Below are 15,788 nucleotides of genomic sequence, written 5' to 3' on the forward strand. Positions count from 1 at the left end.
CATGTGAACACCCCAAGAAATTGGATTGGTGTCCAACTTCTTGGGGGCAGTCCATAGCCTGATAAACTCCCCCTCGCCCTCCTTCGCTGTGAGCTCCTGCCATGCTCCACGTGTTGTTCAGCGTTTATTTGAAGATGCTGGTGCTGTATAGCCCCTTCTTCGTCCTGTCCTGCTTTATCAGCCTGACCCGTGGCTATTCCAGCAAGGAACGGCGGCGCCTGGCCTGGAAGGTTGCCCTGGCAACGCTGGTGTCGAGCGTGTTGCTCTACCTGTTTGGCCGGGTGATTTTCAGTGTGTTTGGCATCACCGTGGATGCTTTTCGCATCGGCGCCGGCAGTGTGCTGTTTATCTCCGCCCTGGGCATGGCCCAGGGCAAATCGGCTGTGCAGACTGACAATGTGCAGCAGGACGTGACCATCGTCCCGCTGACTATCCCCTTGACCGTCGGCCCCGGCACCATCGGCGCACTGTTGGTGATGGGGGTCAGCCAGCCCCATTGGGATGACAAGCTCACCGCCATTCTCAGTATCGCCCTGGCCAGCCTGACCGTGGGCGTGGTGCTGTACCTGTCCAACCGGATCGAACGCATCCTCGGCGACCAAGGGCTGCAGATTGTCAGCCGCCTGATGGGGTTGTTCGTGTGTGCACTGGCTGCACAGATCATCTTTACCGGCGTGCGCGGTTACCTGGTGCCCTGAGGCCCCATTCAAATCTGGTATTGGGCGATAGCGTGCAAGACCTTGTCGCCTGCGCTCTCGCGCAACTGCTTGATGGTTGCGTCGTTGACCACTGCCGGATTGAGCATCAGGCACGTCTGGCCACTGTAGGCTTCGATCGTGGAACTGTCCCATTCGAAAAACGGCACACCCACTTTCGTGCTGACACCGTGGGCGCTGTAGGTCACCAGCACCATCAACACTTCACCGTCGACCTCCGAACAGGAGGCCAGCCCAAAGTCGCCGCCCTCATGGTTAACGATGTTGCGCTTGAACAGATCAAACGGTGCCGACAGTTGTTTCAAAGCCTCGAAAGCATCCGCCGCCAACCTGGGTAACGCCATGGCCAAGGAGCCTGAAAGGAACGTCGAGGCCACTGTGGACGAGATGATGTTCATTACGGCCATCTGTACGCTCAGTCCCTTCACGGAGGTGGTGACCCGTTCGAAACTGCTGCGTATCGGCAACCAGCCAAGGCTGCTCATGACCTTGATAAATTCGTCATACCAGGCCTGCGTGCCGCGCCCCACTTTCAGGACCTCACTCACATAGCTGCTGGCCAACAGGTAACTCTTGCGGGTGTATTCCTTGTTGAGGCGGCTCATGCCCGCGACAAACGAAAACACACTGTTGTTGATCACCGCACCATTCAAGTCACCATCCGCCTGGAACGGCGATGGCGGGTCCGCTGGCCGCCGGGTCAACGGCAGTCGGTATGCCGCAATCAGCTTGTTCTTTTTTGCCACATTGATTCGCTTATGTTTGCGCTCCATAACTGTTTCTCCACAAAAACCCACACGGGCTTACAACAAACACTAGTCGCCCGATTGAACTTTTTCAGGAGGTACGAGAAGGCCTTTAAATCGTAGGAAAAATCGACATTGGCTGCCCCGCCCCGCAAACAGTGGGGATGAACTGGCGACTGATAACGGCAGGCTTACTTTCTGCAACTAATAGAGAGGAACCGTTAATTGCATTGAGACTTAGCGGGGCTGAACAAAGAAATTTCTGTCATAGGCAATTGGCTTTCTCTGACAGCTGTGCGGCCCCATTGCGGGGCCACCGCTGTGTCAGGAGGCTGGCTTCTCGCCATACCAACGTGGCGTGTACACCCACTCGCCGCCGCCCACCCGAGGGAACGCGCAAGTGGTGGACGAACCGATCAGCACCATGGTGCGCATGTCTACCTGGTCCGGGGTCAGTTGCCCCAGGGTGGTGGTGCGCAGCGTCTGCCCCGGGCGACCGATATCACGCCCCAGCACCACAGGTGTTGCGGCGATACGATGCTGGGCCACGATCTCCAGGGCACGCCCCAGTTGCCATGGCCGAGAACGGGAGATGGGGTTGTAGAACGCCAGGGCCAGGTCGGCCTGACACGCCAGGTCCAGGCGTTTCTCGATGATGGACCAGGGCTTGAGGTTGTCCGACAGCGACATCACACAGAAGTCATGCCCCAACGGCGCGCCCGCCTGGGCCGCCGTGGCGAGGGACGCCGAGACCCCCGGCAGGATCTCCAGTTCGACCCGCTGCCAGGCCGGGTCGCTGGATTCGTGCAACGCTTCCAGCACCGCCGCCGCCATGGCAAACACACCCGGGTCGCCGGAAGACACCACCACCACCGAACGGCCCTGGGCCGCCAGCTCGAAGGCGTGCCGCGCCCGTTGCATCTCTTCGCGGTTGTCGGTGCAATGCTGCATCTGGTCGGCACGAAACGGCCCGGCCATGCGCACATAGGTTTCGTAGCCCAGCACATCGGTGCAACGCGCCAGTTCGGCCTTGACCGCCGGCACCATCAGCTCGGCAGCGCCAGGGCCCAGGCCGATCACCGCGAGGCGGCCACGGGGACGACCCAGTTGCGCCAGATCCACCGGCGCAGCGGTCGAGTGAATGACCATCTCCGGCCCAGCGGCCAGCGCCGTAAACCGTAACGGCACGCCCAGTTCCAGTGCTGCCTCATGCAGTTCGCCGCAAGCCATATCGGCATCATCGCCCAGCAGGCACGCCAACGATTGCACAGCGATACCGTCCTGCTGCAACGCCTGGCGAACCCGTGCAGCCAGCCCGGCACCCGGACGGCAGGCCACCCAGGTGTTTTTCGGATAGATCAGCAACTCGTTGTCCGCCGGCACACGCTCGGCACTGCCGATATGAATGCTCAGGTGCGCCTGCTGGTCCTGCGCCAGGTTGGCCTGGTCCAGCCACGGCGCGGCACCTTCGATACGCACATGTTCGCCGGCCAACAAGTCCGAGACAAAACGTTTGCCCAGTTCCAGGTCGGCCAGTTGATAGCCCTGGGGCGGGTTGAGCAGGCAGGTGCCGAACCGCAGCTCGCCACTGGTGGTAATCGCAGCCGCCACACCCAGGGCCGCCGCGATTTCCCGCGCCATGATATTCACCCCGCCCAGGCCACCCAGCAACGGCACCACTGCGCTGCCATCTTCGGCGACAGCCAGCACGGCCGGCTCCTCGCCTTTTTCCAGCAACTGCGCCGCCAGGGTGCGGATCACAATCCCGGCTGCGCACAGGGCAATGATCGGTGTGCCCTGCTGATACAACTGGCGCACAGTCGCGCCAAATTCGCCGTAGGCCTGGTCGGCACCTTCCACCCGGCCAGCCAGGCCATGGATCAAGGCGCCGGGATACACCTGTTGGATGCTGCGGGCCGTGGCCAGGCTGCCCTGGCCGAGGATTACGATCGCCGGCGTCATCAACCTTGCCACCTTTCGCCCGGCACGATGATCAGCGAGAAATACGGCGAGGACATGGGCTCGACCTGATCCAGCGCGACGATTTTCTGGTTGGCCATGGTCGCGCGCTCGACATACAGTGCGCGCCCGGCCAGCCCCAGCTCTTCAAGCACCTGGCGCACCTTGGTGAAGTTGCGCCCCAGCTTCATGATCACCGCCGCATCGGCATCCGCCAGGCGTCGCTTGAGTTCGTCATGGGGCAGCACCCCGGACAGGACCGACAGGCTCTGGTTGCGATACACCAACGGCGCACCCAGCACCGAGGCGCCGCCGAGCATCGAGCACACGCCCGGAATGACCTGGGCCTCGTAGCGCTCGGCCAGGCGGTCATGCAGGTACATGTAGGAGCCATAGAAGAACGGATCGCCTTCGCAGATCACTGCCACATCGCGCCCGGCATCCAGGTGCGCGGCCACGTCGACACTGGCGGCGTCGTAGAAATCGCTGATCACCTGTTCATAAGACAGTGGCGCCGGCAAGGCTTCGGTGGTCACCGGGTACACCAGCGGCATCAGCGTCTGCTCGGGCACCAGGTGCTCTTCGATAATGCCAAAGGCGTTGCCTTTCTTGCCCTTGGCCACGAAATACGCCACCACCGGCGACTCGCGCAGCAGGCGCAGGGCCTTGAGGGTAATCAACTCCGGGTCACCGGGGCCGACACCCAGGCCGATCAAACGTCCACGCGCCTGCATTATTCGACCTCCGTGGCCAGTGCGTTGACTGCCGCAGCGGCCATCGCACTACCGCCCAGGCGGCCTTGCATGATCACAAACGGCACGCCACGGCTGTCGGCGGCGAGCATCGCCTTGGACTCGGCGGCGCCCACAAAGCCGACCGGGAAACCGAGGATCAGCGCCGGCTTCGGGGCTCCGGCGTCGAGCATTTCCAGCAGATAGAACAAGGCCGTCGGCGCATTGCCGATCACCACCACGCTGCCTGCCAGGTGCGGGCGCCACAGCTCCAGGGCCGCAGCGGAACGGGTGTTGCCCAACTCCCGCGCCAACTCCGGCACGCTGTCGTCGCGCAAGGTGCAGATCACCGGGTTGTTGGCCGGCAGGCGTGCACGGGTCACGCCTTCACAGACCATCCGCGCATCGCACAGGATTGGCGCACCGGCCGCCAGGGCCTCACGCCCGGCCTTGCCCGCGCCTTCGGAAAACTGCAGACCGTCGATGGCCTCGACCATGCCGCAGGCGTGAATCACCCGCACGGCGAGTTTTTCCAGGTCGGCCGGAATGCGATCCAACTTGGCCTCTGCGCGAATGATCGCAAAGGAGTTGCGATAGATCTCCTGACCGTCGCGGATGTAATCAATCATCGGTGTTGCTCCGTGGACGGGCACGCAACACGGCGCCCGCCGCTTCAATAGAAAGGTTGTGCGCGTGCAGCCGGCCGAAACCCGGTTGGGCTGCATCGCGAAAATAGAGGTCGTAGTGGCCGACGCCCACCGCCAGCAAGGTGACCGGGGCAATGTGCGCGGCCGCACAGGTGCGCGGGCAGCCGGACAGGTGCACGTCGAGGCCCTGGCCATGATCCTGCAACAGTGTGGCCAGGTGCAGGGCGTCAGCCTTGGTGTCGGCCTGGGCCTTGGCACAGCCGCTGGAGCCGGTGCAGGCAATCAGCCGCGCCAGCGCCTGCTCGGCAGAACAGAGGAAGCCCAATTGCGCCAGGCCTTCGGTGACACGCGGGGCAGTGTCCGGCGCCAGGTTAGGCAGCAGCAGGCCTTGCCATGGGGTGAAGCGCAATGTGCCGTCGCCATGAGCGAGGGCCAGTTGTGCGGCGCCACGCAGCATGGCCGAGTCCAGGCGCCCCAATGGCGCGACGGCGGCGACGTAGACCTGCTGAGCTTGGCGCTGTGGATAAGTGCCCAGGCGCAACAGGGTCGGGTTGGCGCGGCAACGATAGCCGTCGGCGGGAAGTAACGGCAGGTTCAAGCGTGCGAGGAAGTTATCCACAGACGTATGCGCCAGCAGGTCGCGCATACGGTTCTGGTCGGGCCGGGCCAGGTCTAGAAACTGCTCCAGCACCGCAACGACCAGCGCATAGCCTTGGTCCAGGGTTACGGCGGCCAGCGGCCGATCACGACCAGGACAGCCGGCCAGGCCGAACCCCAACAAGGTCTGGCCTTGTGCTTGATAGGCTGACAACCACAGGTCGTGATGATGATCGAGCATCGCCAGCGCCTCACCGCCGTCCAGTTGCACGGCGAACTTGGCCGACAACTCATGAAAGCGCGGATGGCTTTGCAGGGTGGCGAGGACCTGCTCTGCCAGGGGCCGGGTGTCCAGCAGCATGTCGCGGTCAATGCCGGCACCGGGGCTGAGCATCACGTTGCGCACGTCATCACCGCCCGCGGTGGTCGGCCCAAGACCGGCGTCCAGCAGGTGCGTGACCAGGCCATCGTGTTCCTGGCCGATGCCGCGAATCTGCAGGTTGGCGCGGTTGGTCGCCTCGATCACCCCGCCCGCCCAGGTGTGGGCCGCATACGCCACAGCCATCGCCTGTTCGGCGCGGATGACGCCGCCCGCCAACTTGATCCGGCAGATCCCGCCATCCAACGCCTGGACAATACGCAGCAACCCCGGACAACCCGAGGGACGTTTGCTGCTGGACAGTGGAAGTGGCTTCACGGGGGCTACCGGTTTACGGGCAAAGGCGCGGTATTATGCCTGCTTTGTCCGACGGCATGAAAAGCCTGCCCGTCGGATGTCGTTCAAGGAATCAATATGTCGCCCTGGCTGACGGTAGTAGGCATCGGTGAAGACGGCTTCAAGGGGCTGGGCAGGAATGCCCGGCATGCGCTGCTGCGCGCCTCGCGGATTGTTGGCGGCCAGCGCCAGCTGGATTTGCTGCCGGTGTGCATTCGCGGTGAACGCGAGCTATGGCCCAGCCCGTTTTCCCTGGAGCCGATCCTGGCGCGACGGGGTGAGGCGGTGTGCGTGCTGGCCAGCGGCGATCCGATGTTCTACGGCGTCGGCGCCAGCCTGACACGGCTGGTGGCGACGGATGAGCTGTTGATCCTGCCAGCGCCCTCTTCGGTGTCACTGGCGGCGGCACGCTTGGGTTGGCCATTGCAGGAGGTGGTGACCTTATCGGTGGTCGCCCGTCCGTTGGCGGCGCTCAATGCCCATCTGTCCAGCGGCGTGCGCTTGCTGGTGTTGAGCAATGACGGCCAGAGCCCGGCGGCAATAGCCGCGCTGTTACGCGCCAGCGGGTTCGGCGCGAGCCGCTTGAGTGTGTTTGAACACCTGGGCGGCGTGGCAGAGCGGCGGATCGATGGCCACGCTGACACCTGGCAAGACGCACCAATTGCGCCGTTGAACCTGGTGGCCATCGACTGCCTCGCCGCTATCGACACCCCACGCCTGTCACGCCTGGCGGGCCTGCCAGACTCGGCGTTCAAACATGACGGGCAACTGACCAAGCGCGATGTGCGCGCCATGACCCTGGCGCGCCTTGCGCCAACCCCCGGCGAGCTGCTGTGGGACGTCGGCGCCGGCAGCGGTTCCATCGGTATCGAATGGATGCGCGCCCACCCCAGTTGCCGCGCCCTGGCGATTGAGGCCGATGCCGGCCGCCAGCAGTTGATCGAACACAACCGCGACGCCCTCGGCGTGCCCGGCCTGCAACTGATTCGCGGCAGCGCGCCCCAGGCCCTGGCAGGGTTGGAGGTACCCGATGCGATCTTCATCGGCGGCGGCGTGACCCGCGACGGCGTGCTCGATACCTGCTGGCAGCACCTGCGGCCCGGTGGCCGGCTGGTAGCCAATGCCGTGACCCTGCAAAGCGAAATGACCTTGATGAGTTGGCGCGCGCAACATGGCGGCGAACTGACCCGCATTCACGTGGCCCAGGCCCAGCCCCTGGGCGAGTTCGACACTTGGCGCCAGGCGCTGCCGATCACCTTGCTGGAAGTGATCAAACCGCTATGAAGCGCATCCTGCTGCTGGGCGGCGTCACGGAAGCCCTGGCCATCGCCCGCACCCTGGGGCCACAGCACATCTACAGCCTGGCCGGGATTGGCCGGGTACCCACCGACCTGGCATGCCAGGTACGCGTCGGCGGCTACGGCGGGGCCGAGGGGTTGGCGCAGTTTGTCCGCACCCAGAACATCAGCCTGATCCTCGACGCCACCCACCCCTACGCCGCACACATCAGCGCCAACGCCGTCCAGGCCGCGCGCTTGTGTCACATCCCCTGCTGGGCCCTGCGCCGCCCCGCATGGCAACCACAACCCGGTGATGACTGGCGCGAAGTCAGTGACTGGGCCGAGCTGATCGAAACCCTGAAACCCTTCAAGCGCCCGTTGTTCACCCTCGGTCGCGAACCGCTGCAACACCTCGACGAAATCCCTGCCGAACAGTTCTGGACCTTGCGCGCACTGGACACCTACCCCGGCAACGCACGCTGCGAAGTGATCGGCGCCCGTGGGCCGTTTTTGCTTGAGGATGAGCGGGCGTTGTTCGAGCGCAGACAGATTGATGTGTTGATCAGCAAGAACAGCGGCAGCAGCGCCACCGAGCCCAAGCTGGAAGTGGCCCGCGAGCGCGGCGTGCCGGTGGTGGTTTTGCAGCGGCCGGTGTTGGCGGGGGTGGATCGGGAGTTTTTGACCGTCGACTCGGTACTGCAGGCCTTATAGAACAACGCAGCTCAAATGTGGGAGCGGGCTTGCCCGCGATTGCGGTATGTCAGTAACCGATGTACTGACTGATACACCGCTATCGTGGGCAAGCCCACTCCCACATTTAGGGCTGCGGCGTTTTGGAGATTGGTATTCTCTCGTTCCCGTCTATCATCAAAGCCATAGCCCACACGCAGCACTGCGACACCAAACCACACCGGCGCTTTTTACTTATGCCCCCCGATCAGGCTAAATACCCACCTGATCGTTTAACCCTACGGATTGTCCGCCATGGCCCGTCAACGCTTTGCATTTGCCTGGATCGCCTGCCTTGCAGTGCTGTTCAACGCGTTTGCCATGCCGATGGCCGGGGCGATGCAGCAGGGGCAGAGCCCGGCCGAGCAATTGCTGTGGGGCAGTTTCTGTTCGTCCAACGGCAGCAAGCTGGTGGCGATCTCCCTGGGCAAGCTGGATCTGCCTGCGCCGCAGCAGGACGAGCATTCCACCATGCAGCATTGCTGGTGCTGCTCGGGCTCGGCGCCGTTGGTGGCGCTGCCGGGGCATGTGCCGCAGTTGTATCTGACACGGATCGACCCGGTGCCTGGCCTGCCATCGCCCGTCTTGCAGTCCCCTACCCCGCGCCAGCAATGGCCGAGCCTCAACCCCCGCGCCTCTCCAACCGTCTGATCTCTTCGCAATTGAACTGCGTTTGAATCGTTCTGGAGAACTGCCATGCTCAAATCTTCCCTGCTTCTGGCGGCCTTGCTGCTGCCTGTGTTCAGTGCCGCCAATGCCGATGACTACAAGGCCGGCGACCTGCTGGTGAGCGATCCCTGGTCACAGGAACTGCCGCCCAATGCGCCGACGGTTGCCGCCTACTTTGTGATCCATAACCAGGGCGAAACCCCGGATCGCCTGCTCAGCGTCGACACCCCAGTGGCGGCCAAGGCCGAATTGCATGAGCATGTGATGCAGGGCGACTTGATGAAGATGCAACAGGTGCCCAGCGTGGCCGTGCCGCCCAAGGGCGAGCTGACTTTCGCGCCCATGGCCTATCACGTGATGCTGCTGGGCCTGAAGGACCGCAGCCAATTGCGCGACGGCCAGCACTTCCCGCTGACCCTGAACTTCGAAAAGGCCGGGCCGGTCAACGTAGAAGTCTCGGTCCAAAAAGCACCGCCGATGACCGGCCACGAGCACAAGCACGCCCAGTAATCACCACAGGCCGCCCCCCATGGGTGCTCCCGCCAGCAGATTGACCAAGCGCCGCCGCACGCCCGCAAGGCTTGCACGCGGCAGTTGGATCAGCCTGTTCGCCATGCTGATGATCTTTATCGGACCGCTGATTTCCCAAGCGATGCCGATGGATCATCACGCCGGCATGTCCATGCAGATGTCGATGGACGACACCTGCCACGCCGCGCCCCAGCACCCCGCCGAGCACACCAAGCCCCCCGCCGCCGACCACGTCATGTGGGAGAAATGCGGCTATTGCAGCCTGCTGTTCAGTTGCCCGGCCCTGCCTGGCCATATTTCATTCGTGGCCCTTGGCATCCCACCACCGGCCAACGCCCTCACCCCTGCAACGCGCCTGGGCCATGCCCGGCAGAGCATCTTCCCTGGCGCCCGCAGCCGCGCACCGCCCATCCAGTCGTAAACCGCCAATCACACACAACTTCGCACGGCCGCCTTCACACAGACAGCCGCAGGCTGCTGGCCGTGTTGTTTACGACTGACTGATGGAATTTTTCATGTCCAGGTTTCCTGCTGACACCCGTATGGGATGTACCCCCGTGCTCGCCGTTTTGTGCGGCGCACTCTTGGCACCACAGGCGTATGCCGACGACCACGCCGAGCACCACAATGAGCTGAGCCCAACGGTGATTACCGGCGTTGCCCCAAGCTCACCCCTAACCATCGTCACCAACCCCAAGGACCCGCGCCAGCCGGTACCGGCCAGTGACGGCGGTGACTACCTCAAGACCATTCCCGGCTTTGCCCTGGTGCGCAACGGCGGGACCAATGGCGACCCGGTGCTGCGCGGCATGTTCGGTTCGCGCCTGAATATCCTCACCAATGGCAGCATGATGCTCGGCGCCTGCCCGGGCCGCATGGACGCGCCCACCTCCTATATCTCGCCGGAAACCTACGACAAGCTGACCGTGATCAAAGGCCCGCAAACCGTGCTCTGGGGCCCTGGCGCCTCGGCCGGCACGGTGCTGTTTGACCGTGAGCCGGAGCAATTCGGTGAACTGGGCACCCGGGTCAATGCGAGCATCCTCGCCGGCTCCAACGGGCGCTTCGACAAAGTGCTGGATGCCGCCGCCGGTGGCTCGCTCGGTTATATCCGCGTGATCGGCAACCAGGCCCACGCCGATGACTACAAGGACGGCAACAACGACACCGTCGGCTCGCGCTACGACAAATGGAACGGCGACGTTGCCCTCGGCTGGACCCCGGACGCCGACACCCTGCTGGAACTCACCGCTGGCCGTGGCGATGGCCAGGCGCGCTACGCCGGACGCGGCATGGATGGCTCGCAGTTCCTGCGCGAAAGCCTGGGCCTGCGTTTCGAGAAATCCAATATCGGCGAGGTGCTGGACAAGGTCGAAGCCCAGGTCTACTACAACTACGCCGACCACGTGATGGACAACTACAGCCTGCGCACGCCGTCAGGCACCGGGATGATGGCCGGCCCCATGGCCTCCAACGTCGACCGCCGCACCCTTGGCGCACGGATCAAGGCCACTTGGCGCTGGGCCGATGTGCAACTGATCAGCGGCATCGATGCGCAGACCAACGAACACCGCCAGCGCAGCAGCGCCGGGGTCGACACCTACAAGAACCTGCCCCGCAACAAGGACGCCGACTTCCACAACTACGGGGTATTTGGCGAGCTGACCTGGTATGCCGCCGACAACGACCGGCTGATCAGCGGCGCCCGCCTGGATCGCGCCTCGGCCAAGGATTTTCGCCAGCGCACCGGCAGCGGCATGATGAGCCGCGCCAACCCCACTGCCGGCGATACCCGCGCCGACACCCTGCCATCCGGCTTCGTGCGCTATGAACACGACCTGGCCGACAGCCCGACCACCCTCTACGCGGGTCTCGGGCACGCTGAGCGCTTCCCGGATTACTGGGAGTTGTTCTCGCCCAACCGTGGCCCGTCGGGTTCGCTGAACGCCTTCGATTCCATCAAGCCGGAGAAGACCACTCAACTGGACTTCGGCCTGCAGTACAAGACCACCGACCTGCAAGCCTGGGCCTCCGGCTATATCGGCCAGGTACGCGACTACATCCTGTTCAACTACACACCCGGAATGATGGGCATGACCTCCCAGGCGCAGAACATCGATGCGCGGATCATGGGCGGTGAACTGGGTGCCGCCTACAAGCTGACAGCCAACTGGAAAGCCGACGCCACCCTGGCCTATGCCTGGGGCAAGAACAGCAGCGACGGCAAGGCCCTGCCGCAAATGCCGCCGCTGGATGCGCGTTTCGGCCTGACCTACAGCGAAGACGACTGGAGCGCCGGCGCCTTGTGGCGTGTGGTGGCGGCGCAAAACCGCATCGACCAGAACAAGGGCAACGTGGTCGGCAAGGACTTCGACAAGAGCGGTGGCTTTGGCGTGTTCTCCCTTAACGCGGCGTACCGCATCAACAAAAACTTCAAGGTCAGCACCGGCGTCGACAACCTGTTTGGCAAGGCCTACGCCGAGCACCTGAACCTGGCCGGCAACGCCGGGTTCGGCTACCCGGCCAACGACCCACAAGCCATCAATGAACCGGGGCGCACGCTCTGGACCAAGGTCGACATGAGCTTCTAACCCACCACCCTTGTAGGAGCGAGCTTGCTCGCGAAAAACGTGAACGATGACGCGCTAAGTCAGACTCAATGCGCCAACCTCAGGTTTTTCGCGAGCAAGCTCGCTCCTACAAGTCATGCACAAAAATAACGTCCTTGCGGAGCACCCTGATGACCCCTCCAAAGATGTCCTTCTACAACCTGGCCTGGCGCTGGCACTTCTACGCCGGGTTGTTTGTCGCCCCCTTCATGGTGTTGCTGGCAGTGACCGGCATCATCTACCTGTTCAAGCCCCAACTCGACCCGCTGATGTACGGCCAGTTGCTCAACGTGCAGCCCGCCGAGCAGGTCCTCAGCGCCGACGAGTTGCTGCAACGGGCCAAATCCGCCTACCCACAAGGCACGATCAGCAAGTACCTGCCGCCGGTGGACGCCAGCAGCAGCGCGCAGTTTGTCCTGCACAACGCCGGCAACGAGCTGACGGTGTTTGTCGACCCTTATCGCGGCACCGTCCTGGGTGAACAGGATGCCACCTACAACCTGCAAGCCATCGCCCGTGCGCTGCATGGTGAGTTGATGATCGGCACCACCGGCGACCGCCTGGTGGAACTCGCTGCCGGCTGGGGCGTGATGCTGGTGGTGTCCGGCCTGTACCTGTGGTGGCCGCGCGGCAAGTCGGCGGCCGGGATTCTGTGGCCACGCCTGGGCAGCCGCGGGCGCCTGTTCTGGCGTGACCTGCATGCCGTCACCGGGTTCTGGGGCGCCGCATTTTTGCTGCTGATGATCCTCAGCGGCATGACCTGGACCGGCTTCTGGGGCAAGCAATACGCTGACCTGTGGAACCACTTTCCAGCGGCGATGTGGAACGATGTGCCACAGTCTGACCAGCAGGCCCGCAGCCTCAACACCGCGACCCAGCAGACGGTGCCGTGGGCCATGGAGAACACGCCGATGCCGATGTCCGGCGAGCATGCCGAGCACATGCAACACGGCGGCATGAACCACGGCCCCGCAGCCCCGGCAATCAGCCTGCAACAGGTGGTGGACCTGGCCACGACGCGCCAGGTCGAGCCGGGCTACAGCATCACCTTCCCCACCACCGCCACAGGCGTGTTCACCATCGCGGTGTTCGCCAACGACCCGCGCAATGACGCGACCCTGCATGTCGACCAATACACCGGCAAAGTCCTCGCCGATGTGCGCTGGGAGCACTACAACAGCGTGGCGCGGGTCACCGAGTCCGGGGTCATGCTGCATGAGGGCAAGATGTTCGGCGTGGTCAACCAGATCATCGTGCTGCTGGTGTGCCTGATGATTCTGTTGAGTGCGGTCAGCGGCGTGGTGATCTGGTGGAAGCGCCGGCCACAGGGCGGCCTGGGGGTTCCACCGTTGCGCCATGATTTGCCGAAGTGGAAAACCGCAATGGTGATCATGCTCGGCCTGGCGATCATTTTTCCGTTGGTTGGCGCCTCGTTGATTGTGGTGTGGGTAGTGGATCGGCTAGTGCTGGCGCGTTTTTTCAAGCAACGTGAATCGGCCTCACCTTCTGCATGAGGTAGGCGAGATGCCCTACATAGAGGCGTTATGTAGTCTTGCGCGGGCTTTCACCCTCAACGCAAGAAGTGTTATATTATAACACTTAGTGCAATCCCTGCTCGCCGCGCCCGGCGGCGAGCACCGTCTCGAAGAAGAATTGATCCTGCAATGAACAAGTACCTTGCGTCCGGCCTGTGCCTGCTTGCGCTGCACACCAGCGCCCAGGCATTGACCCTGCCTGTCAGCCCCGTCACCGCGCCAGAAGTGGACAGCCCGGCTATCGACCTGAACACTGCGACTACTGCTGGTTCGCGTCTGAACCTTACGGCCCTGCAAACTCCGGGCAGTGTCGAAAGCCAGACCGGTGTACAGATCCGCGAGCGTGGTGATGTCAGCGTGCAGGACGCAATTTCCCGTGCCACCGGCATCAGCCGCACCGGCACACCGGGCGACGGCGGTACGTCCCTGCAAGCACGGGGCTTTACCGGCCAGGGTTCGGTGATGCAGTTGTATGACGGCAATCGCATGTACAACGGCATGGGCACGTCCACCTTCCCGGTAGACACCTGGTCCGTGGAGCGTGTGGATGTGCTGCGCGGCCCGGCATCGGTGCTGTACGGTGAAGGCGCCACCGGCGCGGTGGTCAACACGATCTCGAAAAAGCCCTTCACCGGCGATATCGAAAATCGTATCCGCCTGGGCTACGGCTCCTATGATCGCCAGCAACAAGCCCTGGACAGCGGCGGCTCGCTGACCGACACCTTGAGCTACCGCCTGAACCTCAACCGCCTGCGCAGCAATGGTTTTATCGACCGTGGCGACTCGGCCAGCGACTTCGTCAGCGCAGCCCTGCGCTGGCAGCCTGCCGACAACCTGAGTTTCACCCTGGCCCACGATTACGGTGACCAGCGCCCACAGAACTACTTCGGCACACCACTGATCAACGGCCACTTGCACAAGGGCCTGCGCGACAAGAACTACAACGTCAGCAACGACACCCAGCATTACAACGACCAATGGACCCGCCTGACCAGCGAATGGCAGATCAGCGATTCGGTGAGCGCCAGCAACGAGCTGTACTACCTGAAGAACCAGCGCCGCTGGCAGAACGCCGAGAACTACAACTTCAGCGGCGGGCAACTGACTCGCAGCGGCTTCTACGGCATCAAGCACAACCAGGAACAGGTCGGCGACCGCCAGACCTTCACCTTCAAGCACACGCTGCTGGGCCTCGACAGCCAGACCGTGACCGGCGTGGAGTACAACCGCATCCGCTTTCGCCTGGCCAGTAACTCACCGTTTGACGATGTATTGCCCGCCGGCCAACCCATCGACGTAAAGCACCCGGCATCAGCGCCGTTTGAAAGTGCCGATCCATTCCTGCCGCTGTTCGTCACCACCACCAAACAGTTCTCGGGTTTTGCCGAAAACCGCCTGCAACTGACCGACCAACTGTCGCTGATCACCGGCATCCGTCGCGACTACGTGCACCTGGACCGCGACGAACTGAGAACCGGCGAGCAGAGCGACAAGACCCTCACCGGCAATAACTGGAAGGCCGGCCTGGTGTTTGCTGTAACCCCAGACACCTCGATCTACGGCCAGTACGCGACCAGCACCGATGGCATCAGCGGCCTGATTTCCCTGAGCCCCGGCCAGCAGCAATTCGACCTTGCCACCGCCAAACAGACCGAAATCGGCATCAAGCAGGCCTTCTGGGACCAGCGCGGCGAGTGGACCCTGGCGGCCTATCACATCGTCAAAAAGAAACTGCTCACCGATGTGCCCGGCAGCCCCGGGCTCAAGCAGCAAGTCGGCCAACAGTCGTCCGACGGCCTCGAAGCCAGCCTGGACCTGCAACTGCCCAACGCCTGGGCCCTGCAAGCCAACGCGGCAATCGTGCGCGCCCAGTACGACGATTTCAGCCAGAACGTCGGCGGCGTTGCCATCTCCCGCGACGGCTATCGCCCGGTCGATGTACCGCGCCGCACCGCCAACGTGTGGCTGAGCAAGGCCGTGACCGAAGACATCCGCGCCGGTGCCGGCGTGCGTTACGTCGATGCGCGCTACGCCGACATGGCCAACCAGAACGAGTTGCCCAGCTACACCGTGGTCGATGCCAGCGTGTCGTGGAAAGCCCTGCGCAACACGACAGTGGGCTTGCAATTGAATAACCTGTTCGACCGCACCTACGCCGTGAGCCAGTACAATGACGGCCAACAGTGGATCCTGGGCGAGCCGCGCTCGTTCTTTGTGACCGCCGACTACACCTTCTAACGGATGACAACACCCTCCAGTGTGGAAGGACTTTTGGACTGCCCCCAAGAAGTTGGACACCAATCCAATTTCTTGGGGTGTTCACA

The 15,788-nt window shown here is 63.3% G+C and carries 14 protein-coding genes; 9 read left to right on the forward strand and 5 right to left on the reverse strand.

From position 1 onward, the window contains the following. Nucleotides 1–101: 101 nt before the first annotated feature. Nucleotides 102–698 carry a type III secretion system genes modulator TspR gene (tspR, locus tag KL786_RS28345; RefSeq protein WP_003171467.1) on the forward strand — a complete coding sequence of 199 codons (597 nt, stop codon included), beginning with the start codon at nucleotides 102–104 and terminating at the stop codon, nucleotides 696–698. A gap of 8 nt (nucleotides 699–706) precedes the next feature. Here tspR and KL786_RS28350 read toward each other — a convergent pair whose 3' ends face one another. From KL786_RS28350 to cobG, 5 genes are all read right to left on the reverse strand, one after another. After that, on the reverse strand, nucleotides 707–1,489 hold the full coding sequence (locus tag KL786_RS28350) for a hypothetical protein (protein ID WP_215519709.1): 783 nt from the start codon (nucleotides 1,487–1,489) through the stop codon (nucleotides 707–709). Nucleotides 1,490–1,786: 297 nt separating this feature from the next. Further along, entirely contained in the window at nucleotides 1,787–3,424 is a 1,638-nt protein-coding gene (cobJ, locus tag KL786_RS28355) for a precorrin-3B C(17)-methyltransferase (RefSeq protein ID WP_215519710.1), read from the reverse strand. After that, complete coding sequence (locus KL786_RS28360; RefSeq protein ID WP_032859836.1) at nucleotides 3,424–4,155, reverse strand: precorrin-2 C(20)-methyltransferase; 732 nt, start codon at nucleotides 4,153–4,155, stop codon at nucleotides 3,424–3,426. The genes cobJ and KL786_RS28360 overlap by 1 nt, the downstream gene beginning before the upstream one ends. Then, nucleotides 4,155–4,781 carry a precorrin-8X methylmutase gene (locus KL786_RS28365; RefSeq protein ID WP_065942854.1) on the reverse strand — a complete coding sequence of 209 codons (627 nt, stop codon included), beginning with the start codon at nucleotides 4,779–4,781 and terminating at the stop codon, nucleotides 4,155–4,157. Before KL786_RS28365 ends, KL786_RS28360 begins: the two co-directional genes overlap by 1 nt. Further along, nucleotides 4,774–6,078 carry a precorrin-3B synthase gene (gene cobG, locus KL786_RS28370; protein ID WP_215519719.1) on the reverse strand — a complete coding sequence of 435 codons (1,305 nt, stop codon included), beginning with the start codon at nucleotides 6,076–6,078 and terminating at the stop codon, nucleotides 4,774–4,776. Before cobG ends, KL786_RS28365 begins: the two co-directional genes overlap by 8 nt. A 111-nt stretch (nucleotides 6,079–6,189) precedes the next feature. Here cobG and cbiE point away from each other — a divergent pair, with 111 nt between their 5' ends. The 8 genes from cbiE (at nucleotide 6,190) to KL786_RS28410 (ending at nucleotide 15,702) form a co-directional block, all read left to right on the forward strand. Further along, on the forward strand, nucleotides 6,190–7,395 hold the full coding sequence (cbiE, locus tag KL786_RS28375) for a precorrin-6y C5,15-methyltransferase (decarboxylating) subunit CbiE (protein WP_215519711.1): 1,206 nt from the start codon (nucleotides 6,190–6,192) through the stop codon (nucleotides 7,393–7,395). Further along, on the forward strand, nucleotides 7,392–8,102 hold the full coding sequence (locus KL786_RS28380) for a cobalt-precorrin-6A reductase (RefSeq protein WP_215519712.1): 711 nt from the start codon (nucleotides 7,392–7,394) through the stop codon (nucleotides 8,100–8,102). The genes cbiE and KL786_RS28380 overlap by 4 nt, the downstream gene beginning before the upstream one ends. A gap of 273 nt (nucleotides 8,103–8,375) precedes the next feature. Continuing rightward, entirely contained in the window at nucleotides 8,376–8,771 is a 396-nt protein-coding gene (locus tag KL786_RS28385; protein ID WP_215519713.1) for a DUF2946 domain-containing protein, read from the forward strand. Between the two features lie 45 nt (nucleotides 8,772–8,816). After that, complete coding sequence (locus KL786_RS28390; protein WP_215519714.1) at nucleotides 8,817–9,299, forward strand: copper chaperone PCu(A)C; 483 nt, start codon at nucleotides 8,817–8,819, stop codon at nucleotides 9,297–9,299. 19 nt (nucleotides 9,300–9,318) lie between these two features. Further along, a complete protein-coding gene (locus KL786_RS28395; RefSeq protein ID WP_215519715.1) occupies nucleotides 9,319–9,741 on the forward strand; it encodes a DUF2946 domain-containing protein in 423 nt (140 codons plus the stop codon). Nucleotides 9,742–9,835: 94 nt separating this feature from the next. Further along, on the forward strand, nucleotides 9,836–11,911 hold the full coding sequence (locus KL786_RS28400) for a TonB-dependent copper receptor (RefSeq protein WP_215519716.1): 2,076 nt from the start codon (nucleotides 9,836–9,838) through the stop codon (nucleotides 11,909–11,911). A 149-nt stretch (nucleotides 11,912–12,060) separates the two neighbouring features. Then, entirely contained in the window at nucleotides 12,061–13,443 is a 1,383-nt protein-coding gene (locus tag KL786_RS28405) for a PepSY-associated TM helix domain-containing protein (RefSeq protein WP_215519717.1), read from the forward strand. A gap of 150 nt (nucleotides 13,444–13,593) precedes the next feature. Next, nucleotides 13,594–15,702: a TonB-dependent receptor gene (locus KL786_RS28410; RefSeq protein WP_215519718.1), complete on the forward strand. Its 2,109-nt coding sequence runs from the start codon at nucleotides 13,594–13,596 to the stop codon at nucleotides 15,700–15,702. Nucleotides 15,703–15,788: the final 86 nt, after the last annotated feature.

The sequence above is a fragment of the Pseudomonas sp. TAE6080 genome, from assembly GCF_018732265.1.
Taxonomy (GTDB): domain Bacteria; phylum Pseudomonadota; class Gammaproteobacteria; order Pseudomonadales; family Pseudomonadaceae; genus Aquipseudomonas; species Aquipseudomonas brenneri.

Bases quoted from the DNA above. Each gene is read 5' to 3' on its own strand.
- tspR (WP_003171467.1), top strand. From the start codon at position 102: ATGCTCCACGTGTTGTTCAGCGTTTATTTGAAGATGCTGGTGCTGTAT.
- KL786_RS28350 (WP_215519709.1), bottom strand. From the start codon at position 1,489: ATGGAGCGCAAACATAAGCGAATCAATGTGGCAAAAAAGAACAAGCTG.
- cobJ (WP_215519710.1), bottom strand. From the start codon at position 3,424: ATGACGCCGGCGATCGTAATCCTCGGCCAGGGCAGCCTGGCCACGGCC.
- KL786_RS28360 (WP_032859836.1), bottom strand. From the start codon at position 4,155: ATGCAGGCGCGTGGACGTTTGATCGGCCTGGGTGTCGGCCCCGGTGAC.
- KL786_RS28365 (WP_065942854.1), bottom strand. From the start codon at position 4,781: ATGATTGATTACATCCGCGACGGTCAGGAGATCTATCGCAACTCCTTT.
- cbiE (WP_215519711.1), top strand. From the start codon at position 6,190: ATGTCGCCCTGGCTGACGGTAGTAGGCATCGGTGAAGACGGCTTCAAG.
- KL786_RS28380 (WP_215519712.1), top strand. From the start codon at position 7,392: ATGAAGCGCATCCTGCTGCTGGGCGGCGTCACGGAAGCCCTGGCCATC.
- KL786_RS28385 (WP_215519713.1), top strand. From the start codon at position 8,376: ATGGCCCGTCAACGCTTTGCATTTGCCTGGATCGCCTGCCTTGCAGTG.
- KL786_RS28390 (WP_215519714.1), top strand. From the start codon at position 8,817: ATGCTCAAATCTTCCCTGCTTCTGGCGGCCTTGCTGCTGCCTGTGTTC.
- KL786_RS28395 (WP_215519715.1), top strand. From the start codon at position 9,319: ATGGGTGCTCCCGCCAGCAGATTGACCAAGCGCCGCCGCACGCCCGCA.
- KL786_RS28400 (WP_215519716.1), top strand. From the start codon at position 9,836: ATGTCCAGGTTTCCTGCTGACACCCGTATGGGATGTACCCCCGTGCTC.
- KL786_RS28405 (WP_215519717.1), top strand. From the start codon at position 12,061: ATGACCCCTCCAAAGATGTCCTTCTACAACCTGGCCTGGCGCTGGCAC.
- KL786_RS28410 (WP_215519718.1), top strand. From the start codon at position 13,594: ATGAACAAGTACCTTGCGTCCGGCCTGTGCCTGCTTGCGCTGCACACC.